Below are 15,684 nucleotides of genomic sequence, written 5' to 3' on the forward strand. Positions count from 1 at the left end.
GCCGCGGCGCGCCGCCCGCCCCCGGCGCCCCCCGCCCGCGGCGGCCGCCCCCCCCGCCCCCCCCCCCCCCCCCCCCCCCCCCCCCCCCCGCCCCCCCCCCCCCCCCCCCCACTACAGGTGTGTCACCTCAGCGCTGGCAATACCCGCACCACACCGTTGCCCGCTGGCCTATGCTGGCATAGCGCAGTGCACGTCCACATTGCTTGCAGTTCTCGCCTTCGCGTCCGTACACCAGCAGCTCCTGTTCGAAGTAACCCGGCGCACCATCGGGGCTGATGAAGTCGCGCAAAGTGGTCCCGCCACGGGTGATCGCATGACCCAGGATTTCCTTCACCGCATCGGCAAGGCGCTGGTAGCGCGCCCGCGATACCTTGCCGGCTTCGCGCAAGGGATTGATGCCGGCCATGAACAGGCTTTCCGCCGCGTAGATATTGCCGACGCCGACAACAATCCCCTGGTCCATCAGGAAAGTCTTGATCGGCGCCTTGCGTCCACGGCTACGCTGGAACAGATAGTCGCCATCAAACTCATCCTCCAGCGGTTCCGGACCAAGTCCAGCCAGCAGCTCGTGCGTTTCGCCTGCTGGCTGCCATAACAGGCAACCGAAACGACGCGGATCGTTGAAGCGCAGCAGGCGGCCGTCTTCCAGGCTGATATCCACATGGTCGTGCGCACGCACCGGTGTGTCGCCTGGCAGCACCCGCAGACTGCCGGACATGCCCAAGTGCAACACCGCGCTGCCCAGTTCGGTATCCAGCAGCAGGTATTTGGCGCGACGACGGATCGCCTCGATGCGCTGGCCCGGCAGCAGCTGTTCGATCTCGACGGGAATCGGCCAACGCAGATCCGGCCGGCGCAGGATCACACCGTGGATGCGGCGTTCCAGCAGATGCGGCTCCAGCCCGCGCCGGGTGGTTTCTACTTCGGGTAGTTCTGGCATGCGAGTCTCAAGGCGTTTGTGTTTGATTGCTTTTGTGGGAACGGCGTGAGCCGTGAAGCTGGTGATGACGAACGACGGACCTGTATCGATTGCAATGCGCCATCGGCTTCGGCTGGATTGGTAGCCTCGCGGCTTACGCCGCTCCCACAATCAAAATTTCATAGGTCTTGATCAGCGCGGTGGCGCCATCAGCTCGCGGGCGCTCAGGTAGCCGTCGCTGTTGGCGTCCTGGCGCGCGAAACGGGCCAGGATCACCTTGCGCTGTTCTTCGCGGCTGATCGGTTTGCCACGTCCGCCCGGCTGCTCATCCGGCTGCAGCACGCCATCGCCATTGCGGTCCATGTTGTCGAAGGCGTACAGCATCCACTGCAGGTATTCGTCCGGGCTGACCCGGCCATCGCCGTCGCTGTCCATACGTTGCAGGTAGGCGTTGGTGTCCTGCACCTGGGCAATGGCTGGCAACGAGGCAGCAAGCAGGAAAAGAAGGGCAATAGTTTTCATGCGGCGCTGAGCGAATAGCCTTTCAGGCGCGCGGCATAAGCCTGCAATGCAGCGCTGCCGCTGGCTTCGGCTTCCTGGCACCACTGCTGCAGCTGGCGCAGGCGCTCGGCGGCATCATGGCTGCGTGCTTCCAACAAGGCAGACAGACGCGCCCGGTGCTCGACCAGCAGCTTGATGCGGGGGCGTTGCTGCACCCAGCTCTGCAACTGCGCGCGGCAATCGGGTTTGAGCCAACGGCCATCATTGACCAGTCCCTTGCGCATGCGTCGCGGCAACAGCTTGCGCAGCTTGGCGCCTGCAGCAGCCGCTTCTTCCTTCAAGGCAGGCGCGAATACATTGCGCTGGTAATCGGTCATCGCCTGGAAGCGATGCGACAACAGTGCTTTCAAGGTATCTGCATCGGGCACAGCGATGTTCGGACGGATGTCCATCGTCGGCGCAACCCGCAGTACCTTGGCCAGGCGAAGGAACTGCAACAGGCGGATCATCTGCCAGCCGATATCGAACTCCCAACGGCGCATCGAGAAACGTGCCGAGCTTGGGAAGGCATGATGGTTGTTATGCAGTTCTTCGCCACCGATCCAGAACGCCCACGGCGTGAGGTTGGTCGAGGTGTCGGCCGATTCAAAATTGCGATAGCCCCACCAATGGCCGAGGCCATTGACCACGCCTGCGGCCCAGAACGGAATCCACGCCATCTGGATCGCCCATAGCGCGATGCCGGGCAGGCCAAACAGCACCGTGTTGATCACGAACAGCAGGATCGGACCAAGGTTGGCGTGCGGGGTATAGAGCTTGCGCTCGATCCAGTCCTCCGGCGCACCGCGCCCGTACTGCTCGATATCGCCACGCAGCGCGCGGGCTTCGCGGTACAGCTCCACGCCGCGCCAGAACACGTTATTGATGCCCTTGGTGACCGGGCTGTGCGGGTCTTCCTCGGTCTCCACCTTGGCGTGGTGCTTGCGGTGGATGGCCACCCACTCGCGGGTGATCATCGATGTGGTCAACCACACCCAGAAGCGGAATACGTGCGATACCAGCGGGTGGAAATCAACGCCGCGATGGGCCTGGCTGCGATGCAGGTACAAGGTGACCGCGAAGATGGTGAGCTGGGTGAACACCAGCAACACCGCCAGCATGCCCCACCAACCCAGGCCGGCAATGCCTCCGGTAAGGAAATCGAGCAGGGCGTCGGACATCGCGAACACTCCAGGCAGTCGGTGCCAGATGAAACCAGTGCTACACATGATGGGGGCTGTCAGCGCAAACTTCATCCACCGGCGGCAGGTCCGTTGGTCGAATCCTCAGCTGCCGCCTCCAACTGAATGTCCATTGCTCCCGTCGCCGAAGCGGCCCCCCTGATCGAACTGGACCATGCCTGCGTCATTCGCGGCCAGGTCCGCGTGCTGCACGAGCTGAACCTGCGCATCGAGCAGGGCCAGCACACCGCCATCCTCGGGCCGAACGGCTGCGGCAAGTCCTCATTCATCAAACTGATCACGCGCGAGCTTTATCCGCTGGCGCGCGCCGACGGCCATGTGCCGGTCAAGGTGATGGGCCAGACCCGCTGGCAGGTGGACCGGCTGCGCGCGCAGCTCGGCATCGTCACCGGCGACCTGTCCAGCAACCTGTCCAGCATGCCTGGGCTGACCGTGGAGGAAGCAGTGATCGCCGGCTTCTTTGCCAGCTTTGTGGTGCCGGCGCATCGCGACGTCACCGACGCCATGCGCCAACGCGCGCGGCATGCACTGGAGCTGGCGCGTGCCCTGCCCCTGCTGGGCCGCAGCTATGCCGAGCTGTCCGCCGGGGAAACCCGCCGCGTGCTGATCGCCAGGGCGCTGGTCAACCAGCCCAAGGCGCTGCTGCTGGACGAGCCGTCCACCGGCCTTGACCTGATCTCGCGCCAGCACCTGATCGACAGCATGCGTAACCTCGCCCAGCAGGGAATCACCCTGGTACTGGTTACCCACCACATCGAGGAAGTGATTCCGGAGATCAATCGCGTGGTGCTGATGAAGGGTGGCCGCATCTTTGCCGATGGCCGTCGCGCCGAGCTGCTGCGCTCGGGGCCGCTGTCGGAGGTGTTCGGCGGGCCGATTGAGGTGCGCGAGGATGATGGACGGATGTCGGCTTGGGTAGGCGGTTTGTAGGTCGGATTTGCTTGAAGGGCAAAGCGCCCGTCCCCAACCCTCTCCTTGGCTTCACCAAAGAGAGGGGCAGAGCGCAGCAGTTGGTGCGATGATGCCCGCCCGCTCCCGTATTCCCGTTGTCCTCGCAATGTCATCTTCTGTTGCCTCGCTGCGCTTCGGCGCCGCCCTCGCGCTGGCCGCCGTGCTCAGTGCCTGTTCCAGCACCCCCACCCTGCCTTCCACCGCAGGCGGCAACTCCAGCACCAAGGCCATCGGCTATCTGACCGGTACGGCCATCCCCGACAGTCTTGCACTGAGCCCGGCTCCGCCCGCTCCCGGCTCGGCATCGGCACAGCTGGATGAGGCCGTCGCCAGCCAGGCGCTGAGCATGCAAGGCAGCGCACGCTTCGCACAGGCGCATACCGATGCCGACCTGAGCTTCCCGGCCGGCGCCGACCAGTTCAGCTGCGCGCTGGGCGTGGCGGTCACTGCCAAGACCACGCCGGTGCTTTACCGCCTGCTGGAGCGCAGCCGCATCGATGCCAGCGCCGCCACCAAGGCGGCAAAGACGCACTATCAGCGCCCGCGCCCGTTCATGGTCAACAACGCGCCGACCTGCACGCCGGACGATGAAGAAGGCCTGCGCAAGAGTGGCTCCTATCCGTCCGGGCATACGTCGATCGGCTGGGCCTGGGGCCTGATCCTGTCGGAGATCGATCCCGACCATGCCACCGCCTTGATTGAACGCGGTCGCAATTACGGCCACAGCCGTCTGGTCTGCAACGTGCATTGGTATAGCGACGTGCAGCAGGGCCAGTTCATGGGTTCAGCGACCGTAGCGCGGCTGCATGACAACCACGCGTTTGTCGCCGACCTGGCCAAGGCACGCGAAGAGCTTGCCCATGCACGCACGCTCAAGCAGCCGCTGCCGCGTGATTGCGCTGCGGAGACCGCAGCGCTGACCTCGGACATCCCCGAAGCGCGCTGAGCCTCACCTGTAGTGCCGAGCCATGCTCGGCATCGGGGTCCGGAGCATCTTTTTGTGGGGTTGGGGGGTCAGCCGCTAAGCGGATGGTCTATCTGATCGCCTAAAAACCTGCTATTCAAACAATGCGGGCTTCGCGGCTGACGCCGCTCCTACAAACCCTTCGTTCGGCAGGGCTACCGGTACCGCCCCAGCCGAGCATGGCTCGGCTCTACAGTGGCACGATGGTTTCCAACGTCACTGCCTTGTGCCTTGATGAGCGCCTGCGGTTACAGTTCGGGGTCCTCTCATTACGGGACCTCTCATGCCTGTACTCCTTCGCAGTCCACGCCTGCATGCGCTGTTGCTCGCTGCATTGCTGCCCTTCGCCGTGCAGGCACAGACGCCGCGCCTGATCGGCTATGTGATGGACAGCCCCGAGCCGCTGCAGTTGTCGGCACAGAAGCTCGACGTGGTGAATTTCGCCTTCGCCGTGGTCCGCCTCGATGGCACGGTTTACTTGCCCGAGAACGTCGATCCGGCACGCCTGCATGCCGTGGTCGCCAAGCGCGTCGACAACCCCTCACTGCAGATCGTGCTGTCGATTGGTGGCTGGGGTGCCGGCAATTTCTCCGAGGCCGCTGCCAGCGCGCCCGCACGCGCGCGTTTCATCGACAGCAGCGTCGCGCTGATGCACCAGTTCAAGCTCGATGGTCTGGATATCGATTGGGAGTACCCAACCCTCGGTGACGCCGACATCAGCCACAGCCCGGATGATCGCCAGAACTTCACCGTGTTGCTGGAGGAGCTGCGTGCGCGCCTGGACCGCGAGGGCAATGGCAAGCGTCACTACCTGCTGACCATTGCTGCCGCCGAAGGCCGCGCCGCGGAAGGTTTGGAACTACCGCGCATCGCGCAGTCATTGGATTGGATCAATCTGATGACCTACGACTTCTACGGCAGCCTGACCAAGACCACCGGCCATCATTCCGGGCTTGCGCGCTCATCGCTGGCTACTCCGCAGGGTCGCACCACCGTGGATGCGGTGAAGTACTTCCTTGATGCGGGCGTGCCGGCTGCCAAGATCAATGTCGGCGTGCCGTTCTATGGCCGCACCTTTGGTGATGTCGGCACCGACAACAATGGTCGTTTCCAGAAGTTCACCAAGGAAGGTGGCTTCATCACCTGGCGTGACATCGTCCACACCCGTCTCAACGCGCCGGACTGGCAGCGACTTTGGGATGATGAGGCGCAGGTGCCGTGGCTGTGGAATGCCAAGGAGCGACGCATGATCAGCTACGACGATCCGCAATCACTGCTGATCAAGGCCAACTACGTGAAACAGCAGGGCCTGGGCGGCATCATGTATTGGGAGCAACGCGGGGATGACAACGAGCAGTTGCTTGATGTGTTGCATGAGGCATTGCGCTGATCCGGTAGTGCCGAGCCATGCTCGGCAGAGGCCTTCCCCGCAAAAGCTGCCCTCACCCCAACCCCTCTCCCGCATGCGGGAGAGGGGCTAGATTGGCCGCGCGCTGCAGCGCCAAGTAGTGCTGAGCCATGCTCGGCAGGGGCTTCACCGACGCGGCTTTGTGGGAGCGGCGTAAACCGCGAAGCCTGCATTGCTTCAATCGCAAGCACTACCGCAATCTGATCGGCCCTCGGCTTCGCGGCTTACGCCACTCCCACAAGATGTTCGGCAGGCTATCGGTAAGGCCCGTTGCCGAGCATGGCTCGGCACTACAGAAAGGCAGAAGGCGCGGATTGCTCCGCGCCTTCTTCGTTACATCACACAAACCTGTGCTTAGAAGCGGGTCTTGAACTCCACGCCCCACAGACGCGGCTCGTTGATGAAGCCGGTGCGGTTGTTGAAGTCGATGCCGCCGGTGGCGCGGATCTGGTTGGTGATGTTGCGGCCGTACAGCGCCACGTCGTAATCACCGTCATTCCACTGGTAACCCACGCGCAGGCCGCCTTCAAGCAGCGACTTGCCGGTGAATTCCTTGGATTCGTACAGGAAGAAGTTCACTTCGCTGCGATAGACCCAGTCGGTGAACACGTACAGCTGGGTGCCATCGGCCAACGGCAGCGACCAGCGCGCGGTCATGTTGTGGGTCCACTCTGGTGCCTGCGGCAGCGGGTTGCCGTTGATCCGCGCCTTGCCGTTGACGATCGGGTCGGTCACTTCGCAGTCGAAGCACGGCGCCACGTCCAGATCCGAATCCTTGATCTCGGTATGGTTGTAGCCGCTGCCCAGGGTGACCAGCAGGTTGTCGGTCAGGTAGGCCTGCAGATCCAACTCGAAGCCCTGGCCCACGCTCTTGTCGGCATTGAGCAGGATGTTGGCGTTGCCATCAACACCACCCACGGCGGTCAGCTGCTGGTCCTTGACCCGGTAGTGGTAGATGCTGGCGTTCAAACGCGCGCGGTTGTCCCAGAAATCCGCCTTTACGCCGGCTTCGAAGGACAGCACGGTTTCCGGATCGGCGACGGTCTTGTTGTTGAACGCACCCGCCGACTGGATCGAGCTGCCACGGAAGCCGGTGGCAACGCGGCCGTAGACGTTGACCGTGTCATTGACGGCGTAGGTGGCCGAGAAGTCCCAGTTGAACTTCTTGTCCTTGGTCGAGGCCGACAGATAGGGATCGACAGCGTCGCCCTTGGCATAGGCCGCCTGCTGCGCGGCGAGCAGGCCAGCGAGGTCGCACTTGCTGGACAACACGCACGGCGCGTAGCCGGTGTTCCAGTAATCCTTGACCTTCAGGTCCTTCTTGTCGACGGTGTAACGCACACCGGCGCGCAGTTCCAGCTTGTCGGTGGCCTGGAAGTTCAGGCCGCCGAATACTGCCCAGGCATCGTTGGTCTGGTTGATGCGCTGGAAGCCATCCTGCTTGCTGCCGTTGGTGGTGTCGTAGCTGACGCTGTCGACGTCGTAGTCTTCCTTGAAATAGAACACGCCGGTCTGCCAGTTCAGCGGGCCTTCGTTCTGCGACTCAAGACGCAGTTCCTGGGTCCACTGCGAGTGGCTGGGAATGCCATCGGCGGTTTCCGAGGCGAACGGTACGTCTTCGGTGAAGTACGGGCCGGAGGTGCCGTCGATGTCGCCGACGCTGAAGGTATCAACGGTCTCGTAACCGGTGATCGAGGACAGCTTGTAGTTGCCAAGGTCCCAGCTCAGGCGCGCATTGGCACCGCTGCTGTCGAGCTCGGAATGGTTCAGGCCGTCGATCGATACCTTGTCCGGGTCGAAGCCGGGCACGAAGTCGTTGCTGCCCTTCTTGAAGATGTTGCCGCGGAACAGGCGTGCGGTGCCGTTGAGGTGGCGCTTGTGCGCGCCCAACAGTGCTTCGAAGTTGTCGCCTTCGTACAGGAACTGCGCACGCACAGCCGACTCGTCATAACCTTCCAGGCCATCGTTCGGGCCGGTGCCGGTGTTCTTCACCCAGTCGTCGCGGCGCTGGTACAGGGCCGACACGCGGGCCGACCAGCGCGCGCTCAGCGCGCCACCGACGGCGGCTTCAACATTCCACAGATTGTCACTGCCGTAGCCGACCTTGCCGTAGCCTTCGAACTCCTGCGACGGACGCACCGAGTCGAACTTGACCACGCCGGCCGGGGTGTTGCGGCCGAACAGCGAGCCCTGCGGGCCGCGCAGCACTTCCACCTGATCCACGTCGAAGATCGGGAAGCCCTTCAGGATCGGGTTTTCCTGCACGATGTCGTCGTATACCAGCGAGACCGGCTGCGAGGTATTCAGACGGAAGTCGGTGTTGCCGTAGCCGCGGATGTAGAAGCGCGGGAAGGCACGGCCGAACGAGGATTCGATGTTCAGGCTGGGCACGCGGCCGGACAGGTAACGCACGTCGGTACCACCGGAGGCCAGCGCATCAAGCTTCTCGCCGCTGACGGTGCTGATCGACACTGGCACGTCCTGGATGTTCTCCACCTTGCGTGCGGCGGTGACCTTCACCGCATCCAGCGTGGCGGCTTGCTTCTGGGCCGGGGTCGCATCCTGCGCGGCAGCGGTGAGTGGCAGTACGGCGAGAACGGCAACAAACAGCGGATGCGCAGCCGGCAGGCGGCGGCGGACGGTACGGGTCGGGGACATGGCGGAGAAGGGCCTGTTGAGGAGGAATGGGGAACTGCGCCTAGCATTTAATTGTTGCAGTACAACATTCGTATCGCAATCGTTCAGGTATTCAGCGGCATGACGCCTGTCAGGGGTGTGAAGCCCGTCCGCCGCATAGACTTGGCACTTACTTCCCGCCCAGGCACCTTGTCATGACCCAGTGGTATTTCCATATTCCCGGCCAGGCCGACCGCGTCGGCCCGATGGACGACGAGGCCGCGCGCCGCTTTGCCCAGGGTAGCCGCCAGGCACTGGCCTGGCGCGAGGGCATGCAGGGCTGGCAGGCGGTGACCGAAATCGCCGACTTCGGCGGCCAGGCCGGCCCGCCGCCGATGCCGCCGCCGGTAGGTGGCAGGGGCAATCGTGCCGACGATATCGACTTCCGCATCATCGGGCATGAGATGCAGTTCGTGGAAATCGAACTCGACCCCGGTGAAAGCGCGATTGCCGAGGCCGGCGCGCTGATGTTCAAGGATTCAACCGTGCAGATGGACACCGTGTTCGGCGATGGCCGCCACGAGGGCCAGGGCGGCGGCTTCATGGACAAGCTGATGTCGGCCGGCAAGCGTGTGATCACCGGTGAAAGCCTGTTCGCCACCGTGTTCACCCACACCGGCAACGGCAAGGCCAAGGTCGCCTTCGCCGCGCCCTACCCCGGCACGGTGATCCCGATGAAGCTGGACCAGCACGGCGGCAAGCTGATCTGCCAGAAGGACAGCTTCCTGGCCGGCGCGCGCGGCGTGCAGGTCGGCGTGCATTTCCAGCGCAAGGTGATGACCGGCCTGTTCGGCGGCGAGGGCTTCATCATGCAGAAGCTCGAAGGCGATGGCTGGGTGTTCGTGCACGCCGGTGGCTGCGTGGTGGAGCGTGAGCTGGCCGCGGGTGAGCGTATCGATGTTGATACCGGCTGCGTGGTCGCTTACCACGCCGGCGTGGACATGGACGTGCGCCGCGTGGCTGGGTTGAAGAGCATGTTCTTCGGTGGCGAAGGCGTATTCCTGGCCACCCTGACCGGCCCCGGCAAGGTATGGCTGCAGTCGCTGCCGTTCTCGCGCCTGGCAGGCCGCATGTTTGCCGCTGCGCCGCAGGGTGGCGGGCAGAGCCGCGGTGAAGGCTCGGTGCTGGGCGGGCTGGGGCGCTTGCTGGATGGGGATAACAAGTTCTGATTGCTGGCTGGAGCAAAGCCCAGCGTAAAAGGTGGCTTTGCTTTGGCTCCCAGCCCTTGCCTCGTCATTCCCGCGTAGGCGGGAATCGCTCCTGCCTTTGCTTTTGCTCTAGGTCTTAACCTCAAAAGCCAGAGCGATCCCCGCCTACGCGGGGATGACGATCTCTTTTCCTCAGCACACTGAACCCGAATCGCAGCCCCACCTAAACGGCTCCGCTTGCTGCCACGTGCCCTCCCAGCGCAAAGCGCTATGCTGGCGCCCTTTCCAATACCCCTGTTCATCATGAAAGCGCGCAACGCCCGTCTGCTGCTGTCCCTCTCCTTGTTCGGCCTGCTGGCAGCCTGCGGCGGCGAGAACACCAAGCCCACCCCGCCCGCAGCGGTGCAGCCGACCACGCCGGTAAGGCCGGTCAAGATCGGTGTGGCGCTGGGCGGTGGCGCGGCCAAGGGTTTCGCCCATATCGGCGTGATCAAGATGCTGGAAGCCAATGGCTTCGAGCCGGTGGTGGTATCCGGCACCAGCGCTGGCAGCGTGGTGGGTGCGTTGTATGCCAGCGGCATGGACGCCTTCCAGATGCAGCAGAAGGCCGTCGCGCTGGATGAAGCCAGCATCCGCGATATCCGCCTGTTCTCCGGCGGTCTGGTGCAGGGCCAGAAGCTGCAGGACTACGTCAACGCGCAGGTTGGCAACAAGCGCGCCGAACAGCTGAAGAAGCCATTCGCGGCGGTCGCCACGCAGCTGGAAACCGGTGAGCGCGCGGTATTCGTGCGCGGCAATGTCGGCCAGGCGGTGCGCGCTTCCAGCTCAATTCCCGGCGTGTTCGAGCCGGTGATCATCGGTGGCAAGAGTTATGTCGACGGCGGCGTGGTCAGCCCGGTGCCGGTGGACGCTGCCAAGCAACTGGGTGCGGAATTCGTGATCGCAGTGGATATCTCCAGCCGCGCCACCGGCCAGCGCCCGACCGGCCTGCTGGGTGCGGTGGGCCAGTCGATCACCATCATGGGCCAGCGCCTGGGTGAGCAGGAACTTGCGCGTGCCGACGTAGTGATCCGCCCGGCGGTGCTGGACATCGGCGCGGCCGATTTCGAGCAGCGTGGCCGCGCCATCCTCGAAGGCGAGAAGGCGGCGATGGCGGCGATGCCGCAGATCCGTGCGGGTATTGCCCGCCTGCAGCAGGCGCGTGTTGCCACCGCGCGCAATGCCGACGCACGTGCCGCCGCCGTGCAGGCCGAAGCACATCAGCGTTGCCAGGACAGCCGTAGCCGCATCGAGAAGCTGCGTGGTGTCGAGAAGAACTGCAGCGCGCCAGCGCGTTAAGGATCAGCGGCAGGGCAATAGAGTCTTTTGTAGGAGCGGCGTAAGCCGCGAAGCCGATAGACCTTCAGATCAAGAGCTCAACAGCAAAAGCGCCCTCACCCCAACCCCTCTCCCGCCACGCGGGAGAGGGGCTTTAAGGCCTCAAGCAAAATCACTACCGCCCCAACTGCGACAGCGGCAGAGCACGGAACTCCTTCACCGTGCGCAGCACGAAGCTGGAATTGACGTCGGCCACACCGGCCGCATTGAGCAGCTTGTCCAGCAGGAACTCAGAGAAGTGGTCCAGGTCGCGTACGTAGACCTGCAGCAGATAGTCCATGTCGCCGGTCAGCGCATGGCAGGCCACCACCTCGTCCCAGAGCTGCACCGCCTGCACGAAATGATCGATCGCCGCCTGCCCATGCTTGGATAACTGCACGCGCACGAAGGCCTGCAATCCCAGCCCGATCGCGCGCGGCTCCAGGCGTGCGCCATAGCCGGCAATCACCCCCTCCGCCTCCAGCCGCTGCACCCGCCGCAGGCAGGCCGACGCTGACAGATTCACTCGCGCCGCGAGTTCGGCATTGGTGGCGCGGCCATGCTGCTGTATTTCGACCAGAAGCCGCAGATCCGTGCGATCAAGGTTCACCGAAGCCATCTTTGTTGCTCCGCAGCATTGAAGTGACGCAACAATATTGCGTTAGAACCGGTTGTCAGCGCAATTACGCACACCTGTTGCGCGGCAGGCTTCCTACCATGCGGTTACTTATTCCCTTCAGGAGCTGCCGTCATGGAAGCCAACCCGCGCCGCGTCGAACACCAGCAGACCGACAAGGGTTACGTGCCGGTCTATACCACCGCCGTGGTGGAGCAGCCCTGGGACGGCTACAGCGCCGACGACCATGCGACCTGGAGCACCTTGTACCAGCGCCAGCGCGAGCTGCTGGTCGGCCGTGCCTGCCAGGAATTCCTCGATGCCCAGGACGAGATGGGTATGAGCGAGCACATGATTCCGCGCTTCGACCAGCTCAATGAAGTGCTGGGCGCGGCCACCGGCTGGACCCTGGTCGGGGTGGAGGGGCTGCTGCCCGAGCTCGACTTCTTCGATCACCTGGCCAACCGCCGCTTCCCGGTGACCTGGTGGATCCGCCGCCCGGACCAGATCGATTACATCGCCGAACCCGACCTGTTCCACGACCTGTTCGGGCATGTGCCGCTGCTGATGAACCCGGTGTTCGCTGACTACATGGCCGCCTACGGCCGTGGTGGCGTCAAAGCGCATGCGATCGGCCCGGACGCACTGCAGAACCTGACCCGCCTGTACTGGTACACGGTGGAGTTCGGCCTGATCAATACCGCCGACGGCCTGCGCATCTATGGCGCCGGCATCGTGTCGTCCAAGGGTGAGTCGTTGTACTCGCTGGAGTCGGCCGCACCGAACCGGATTGGTTTTGATCTGGAGCGGATCATGCGCACCCGCTACCGCATCGATACCTTCCAGAAGAGCTACTTCGTCATCGATGGCTTCGAGCAGCTGATGGCCGCCACCGAGCCGGACTTCACCCCGATCTACGCACGCCTTGCCGATGCCGAGCATCTGCCGGCAGGTGATGTGCAGGCCGGTGACACGGTGTTCCAGCGGGGCAGCGGCGAAGGCTGGGCTGAAGGCGGCGACGTCTAAGCCAGACCTCTTGCCGGAACAGAAGAAGCCGCCCAAGGGCGGCTTCTTCGTATGCGTCCCACCTGGCCCCGGTAAGCGAAACGCAGCCGGAAGCCTGCAGCTCACTGCACCGCTTTGCCCGCTGCAGCCTTGGCCACCCGCCGACCGCCGTACTTGCGGTCCAGGTAGACGCCAACGATCACCGCCACCAGCAACGGTGCCGCCCACGGGAACAACTCGATCAACAACGCCGGCACGGTGGTGTGCGCAAGCAGCCACTGCCATACCGGGCGCATGCCGATACCGAGGAACGCCACATGGGTAGCAATGCCGGCACCCAGAATCGACTGGTAGTGCTGACGGAACGCCCAGTCCGGACGCGACGGGCCACGGCGGGCGAACTTCAGCATGCGCCAGCCAACCCACAGGCCAATCGACGAGAAACCCAGGAACAAGGGCTGACGGTGCTGGATGCCGGTGCCGACAACCACCAGCGCCAGGATAACCATCGGCCACAGCGCCAGATGCCAGCCCGGCCGCGACACCAGCTGCTTCCAGTCGCGCTTGTCGGTAACTGCGCGCCACGCCAACCACGTAGCGTTGCCGGTGATTGCCATCAAATAGGCGAGGAACAAGGCCGACAGCGGCTGCTGGCGGAAGAACGCGAACTGGATGGTGATCGGCAAAGCGGTAACCACGATCACCGCCATCGCTACCAGATACACCTTGCCCAGCGCGCGATGCCGGGGCGAGCCTTTCTTCATGAACGCCGCCGACCAGAAGCCGACCAAGGCGACCACGCCAGCCAGCACATGCAGCGCGACGATCAGGGAATATCCGGGCATGACAGCGATCTCTTCAGTGGTGGCCGGCGAATGCGATGGCCTGTGCACAGCGTGCGTTAGCCGCTGCGACCACAGCAGTTGCGGCAGTCACTGATCGACCCTGCCGGAAGTCACTTTCTGCATCGCACCCCTTGCCGCTGGCGCCCGCGCCCACCAGCATGCAGGCATGGAAATCACTCCCCGTTCGCGCTTGCACCGGCTGCTGCACCCGCTCAACCTCGCCGGCCTGCTGACCTGGGTGGCGGTAGCGGCCACCCTGCCCTATGGCTCCGCCGAGCAGCTCGCACTGCGCTGGGGCAGTGCCCTGCTGTTCCTGCTCGCATTCCTGTTTGCCGCCAGCTACGAGCGGCCCTCGCCACAACGCAGCGTGGCGCTGCTGATCGAAGCCCTGGCAGCACTGGCGGTGATCCGTCTGGCTGCCAGCAGCGGCGTCGCGCCGGCCTTGCTGGTGATGCTGGCTGCACAGGTGGCGATGAGCTGGCCGCTGCGCATCAGCCTGGTGGTGATGCTGCTGGTCAACCTGGGCATGTACCTGGTCCTGCGCGGCATCCACAGCCATCCTGCCGCAGTGGTGCTGATCTTTGCCGGCTTCCAGGCCTTTGCCATGCTGACCACACATTACGCGCGCAGCGCCGAACAGGCCCGCGACCGGCTGGCCCAGGTCAATGCCGACCTGCTGGCCACCCGCGCCCTGCTCGCGGAAAGATCGCGCGACATGGAACGACTGCGCCTGTCGCGTGAATTGCACGATGTCGCCGGGCACAAGCTCACTGCCCTGCGCCTGCACCTTCGTGCATTAGCTGCGCGCACCGATGCAGCGCCCGAGCTGACCTTGTGCGAACAGCTGTCCGCCGAGCTGCTGGGCGATATCCGCGCCGTGGTGCATTGCCTGCGCGACAGCGGCCAGCTCGATATGGACACCGCCCTGCACGCCCTGGCCGCACCACTGCCGCGCCCACGCCTGCAGCTGCAGTTGGACGAAGACGTGCAGCTCAGCGACACCGCCAAAGCCGAAACCATCCTGCGCTGCGTGCAGGAAGCCCTCACCAACAGCGCCCGCCACAGCGATGCCAAGGTGCTTCAGGTATCCCTGCAGCGCCACGATGGCCAGCTGCTGCTGGCGATGGAAGACGATGGCCAGCTACGTGGCGAGCCGCGTGCAGGCAATGGGCTCACCGGCATGCGCGAGCGGGTCGACGAACAAGGCGGCAACTTCCAATTGCAACGTGCCGCTTCCGGTGCCTTGCAGATTCGTGTGCAATTGCCGGCATGAACGAGTCCCCCCGCATTGCCCTGGTCGACGACCAGGCCCTGATCCGCGCCGGCCTGCGCGCCCTGTTGCAGCAGCTTGGCATCACCATCGTGTTCGAGGCCGACAGCGGCGAAGCTTTGCTCGAACAACTGGCGCAACAACCGGTGCAGCTGATCCTGTCAGATATCCGCATGCCGGGCATGGACGGTATCCAGGCATTGAAGGCCCTGCGCGAACGCGGCGATCAAACACCGTGCGTATTCCTGACCACCTTCGACGAGAGCGACCTGCTGCTGCGTGCCACCGAGGCCGGCGCACAAGGCTTCCTGCTGAAGGACGCAGCACCGGAAGACCTGCATGACGCCATCGTTCGCGCCATCGCCGGGCAGACCTTGTTGCAACCGGTGAGTACCGATGCGGTTCGGCAGCGCTATCGCTACCACGCTGATGACGCGCCCAAGGAATTGTTCAGCCAGAAAGAGGTCGCCGTGCTGCGGCTGATGGCCGGTGGCTACAGCAACCGCGAGATTGCCGGCAGCCTGTTCCTGGCCGAAGGTACGGTGAAGAACTATGTCTCGGCGATCCTCGACAAGCTCGACACCCGCGACCGCACCCGCGCGGTGTTGAAGGCGATCACCCTGCGGGTGATCTAGCAATCTGCCGATGCGCAACCGTAGTGCCGAGCCATGCTCGGCAGAGGCTTCACTCGTGATCCATCAGCGGCTGTAGGAGCGGCGTAAGCCGCGAAGCTGATGAACCCTCAGATTGCGGACACATCGGCAATTGCAGCATTGCCGGCTTC

General features: G+C 64.1%; 14 protein-coding genes. 8 read left to right on the forward strand and 6 right to left on the reverse strand.

Annotation, left to right across the window (positions count from 1 at the left end):
* Positions 1-127: 127 nt before the first annotated feature.
* The 3 genes from mutM to ACVOLR_RS15590 all read right to left on the reverse strand — a co-directional run bounded on the left by mutM (position 128) and on the right by ACVOLR_RS15590 (position 2,640).
* Complete coding sequence (gene mutM / locus ACVOLR_RS15580) at positions 128-940, reverse strand: bifunctional DNA-formamidopyrimidine glycosylase/DNA-(apurinic or apyrimidinic site) lyase (RefSeq protein ID WP_481537241.1); 813 nt, start codon at positions 938-940, stop codon at positions 128-130.
* A 171-nt stretch (positions 941-1,111) separates the two neighbouring features.
* On the reverse strand, positions 1,112-1,441 hold the full coding sequence (locus ACVOLR_RS15585) for an EF-hand domain-containing protein (RefSeq protein ID WP_481537242.1): 330 nt from the start codon (positions 1,439-1,441) through the stop codon (positions 1,112-1,114).
* Entirely contained in the window at positions 1,438-2,640 is a 1,203-nt protein-coding gene (locus ACVOLR_RS15590; RefSeq protein WP_481537243.1) for a DesA family fatty acid desaturase, read from the reverse strand. The genes ACVOLR_RS15585 and ACVOLR_RS15590 overlap by 4 nt, the downstream gene beginning before the upstream one ends.
* Before the next feature lie 126 nt (positions 2,641-2,766).
* Between ACVOLR_RS15590 and ACVOLR_RS15595 the strand changes: the two genes are divergently transcribed.
* The 3 genes from ACVOLR_RS15595 (at position 2,767) to ACVOLR_RS15605 (ending at position 5,966) form a co-directional block, all read left to right on the forward strand.
* Positions 2,767-3,591, forward strand: a complete 825-nt coding sequence (locus ACVOLR_RS15595; protein WP_481537244.1) for an ABC transporter ATP-binding protein — start codon at positions 2,767-2,769, stop codon at positions 3,589-3,591.
* A gap of 127 nt (positions 3,592-3,718) precedes the next feature.
* The gene (locus ACVOLR_RS15600) at positions 3,719-4,558 is read left to right on the forward strand and encodes an acid phosphatase (RefSeq protein WP_481537245.1); all 840 of its coding nucleotides are present in this window, start codon (positions 3,719-3,721) and stop codon (positions 4,556-4,558) included.
* Positions 4,559-4,859: 301 nt separating this feature from the next.
* Positions 4,860-5,966, forward strand: coding sequence for a glycoside hydrolase family 18 protein (locus ACVOLR_RS15605; protein WP_481537246.1), 1,107 nt, complete (start codon positions 4,860-4,862; stop codon positions 5,964-5,966).
* 372 nt (positions 5,967-6,338) lie between these two features.
* Here ACVOLR_RS15605 and ACVOLR_RS15610 read toward each other — a convergent pair whose 3' ends face one another.
* A complete protein-coding gene (locus ACVOLR_RS15610) occupies positions 6,339-8,642 on the reverse strand; it encodes a TonB-dependent receptor (RefSeq protein WP_481537247.1) in 2,304 nt (767 codons plus the stop codon).
* Positions 8,643-8,815: 173 nt separating this feature from the next.
* Here ACVOLR_RS15610 and ACVOLR_RS15615 point away from each other — a divergent pair, with 173 nt between their 5' ends.
* Both ACVOLR_RS15615 and ACVOLR_RS15620 read left to right on the forward strand, forming a co-directional pair.
* Positions 8,816-9,829 (forward strand): TIGR00266 family protein, encoded by a 1,014-nt coding sequence (locus ACVOLR_RS15615; RefSeq protein ID WP_481517673.1) that lies wholly within the window; start codon positions 8,816-8,818, stop codon positions 9,827-9,829.
* A 282-nt stretch (positions 9,830-10,111) separates the two neighbouring features.
* A complete protein-coding gene (locus ACVOLR_RS15620; RefSeq protein WP_481537248.1) occupies positions 10,112-11,146 on the forward strand; it encodes a patatin-like phospholipase family protein in 1,035 nt (344 codons plus the stop codon).
* 154 nt (positions 11,147-11,300) lie between these two features.
* On the opposite strand, the gene ACVOLR_RS15625 is transcribed toward ACVOLR_RS15620, so the two are convergent.
* Complete coding sequence (locus tag ACVOLR_RS15625) at positions 11,301-11,783, reverse strand: Lrp/AsnC family transcriptional regulator (protein WP_313319863.1); 483 nt, start codon at positions 11,781-11,783, stop codon at positions 11,301-11,303.
* Between the two features lie 132 nt (positions 11,784-11,915).
* Between ACVOLR_RS15625 and phhA the strand changes: the two genes are divergently transcribed.
* Positions 11,916-12,806, forward strand: a complete 891-nt coding sequence (gene phhA, locus ACVOLR_RS15630; RefSeq protein ID WP_481537249.1) for a phenylalanine 4-monooxygenase — start codon at positions 11,916-11,918, stop codon at positions 12,804-12,806.
* A 101-nt stretch (positions 12,807-12,907) separates the two neighbouring features.
* Here phhA and ACVOLR_RS15635 read toward each other — a convergent pair whose 3' ends face one another.
* The gene (locus ACVOLR_RS15635; RefSeq protein WP_481537250.1) at positions 12,908-13,630 is read right to left on the reverse strand and encodes a DUF2306 domain-containing protein; all 723 of its coding nucleotides are present in this window, start codon (positions 13,628-13,630) and stop codon (positions 12,908-12,910) included.
* A gap of 166 nt (positions 13,631-13,796) precedes the next feature.
* Between ACVOLR_RS15635 and ACVOLR_RS15640 the strand changes: the two genes are divergently transcribed.
* Positions 13,797-14,903: a sensor histidine kinase gene (locus tag ACVOLR_RS15640; RefSeq protein ID WP_481537251.1), complete on the forward strand. Its 1,107-nt coding sequence runs from the start codon at positions 13,797-13,799 to the stop codon at positions 14,901-14,903.
* Positions 14,900-15,535, forward strand: coding sequence for a response regulator transcription factor (locus ACVOLR_RS15645; protein ID WP_481537252.1), 636 nt, complete (start codon positions 14,900-14,902; stop codon positions 15,533-15,535). Before ACVOLR_RS15640 ends, ACVOLR_RS15645 begins: the two co-directional genes overlap by 4 nt.
* Positions 15,536-15,684: the final 149 nt, after the last annotated feature.

Source organism: Stenotrophomonas sp. STEN030, assembly GCF_056759995.1.

What these genes read in the sequence shown, in the direction of transcription:
- ACVOLR_RS15590 (WP_481537243.1), bottom strand. Translation starts at nt 2,640, where the DNA reads ATGTCCGACGCCCTGCTCGATTTCCTTACCGGAGGCATTGCCGGCCTG.
- ACVOLR_RS15600 (WP_481537245.1), top strand. Translation starts at nt 3,719, where the DNA reads ATGTCATCTTCTGTTGCCTCGCTGCGCTTCGGCGCCGCCCTCGCGCTG.
- ACVOLR_RS15605 (WP_481537246.1), top strand. Translation starts at nt 4,860, where the DNA reads ATGCCTGTACTCCTTCGCAGTCCACGCCTGCATGCGCTGTTGCTCGCT.
- phhA (WP_481537249.1), top strand. Translation starts at nt 11,916, where the DNA reads ATGGAAGCCAACCCGCGCCGCGTCGAACACCAGCAGACCGACAAGGGT.
- ACVOLR_RS15595 (WP_481537244.1), top strand. Translation starts at nt 2,767, where the DNA reads ATGTCCATTGCTCCCGTCGCCGAAGCGGCCCCCCTGATCGAACTGGAC.
- ACVOLR_RS15620 (WP_481537248.1), top strand. Translation starts at nt 10,112, where the DNA reads ATGAAAGCGCGCAACGCCCGTCTGCTGCTGTCCCTCTCCTTGTTCGGC.
- ACVOLR_RS15625 (WP_313319863.1), bottom strand. Translation starts at nt 11,783, where the DNA reads ATGGCTTCGGTGAACCTTGATCGCACGGATCTGCGGCTTCTGGTCGAA.
- mutM (WP_481537241.1), bottom strand. Translation starts at nt 940, where the DNA reads ATGCCAGAACTACCCGAAGTAGAAACCACCCGGCGCGGGCTGGAGCCG.
- ACVOLR_RS15645 (WP_481537252.1), top strand. Translation starts at nt 14,900, where the DNA reads ATGAACGAGTCCCCCCGCATTGCCCTGGTCGACGACCAGGCCCTGATC.
- ACVOLR_RS15610 (WP_481537247.1), bottom strand. Translation starts at nt 8,642, where the DNA reads ATGTCCCCGACCCGTACCGTCCGCCGCCGCCTGCCGGCTGCGCATCCG.
- ACVOLR_RS15635 (WP_481537250.1), bottom strand. Translation starts at nt 13,630, where the DNA reads ATGCCCGGATATTCCCTGATCGTCGCGCTGCATGTGCTGGCTGGCGTG.
- ACVOLR_RS15640 (WP_481537251.1), top strand. Translation starts at nt 13,797, where the DNA reads ATGGAAATCACTCCCCGTTCGCGCTTGCACCGGCTGCTGCACCCGCTC.
- ACVOLR_RS15615 (WP_481517673.1), top strand. Translation starts at nt 8,816, where the DNA reads ATGACCCAGTGGTATTTCCATATTCCCGGCCAGGCCGACCGCGTCGGC.
- ACVOLR_RS15585 (WP_481537242.1), bottom strand. Translation starts at nt 1,441, where the DNA reads ATGAAAACTATTGCCCTTCTTTTCCTGCTTGCTGCCTCGTTGCCAGCC.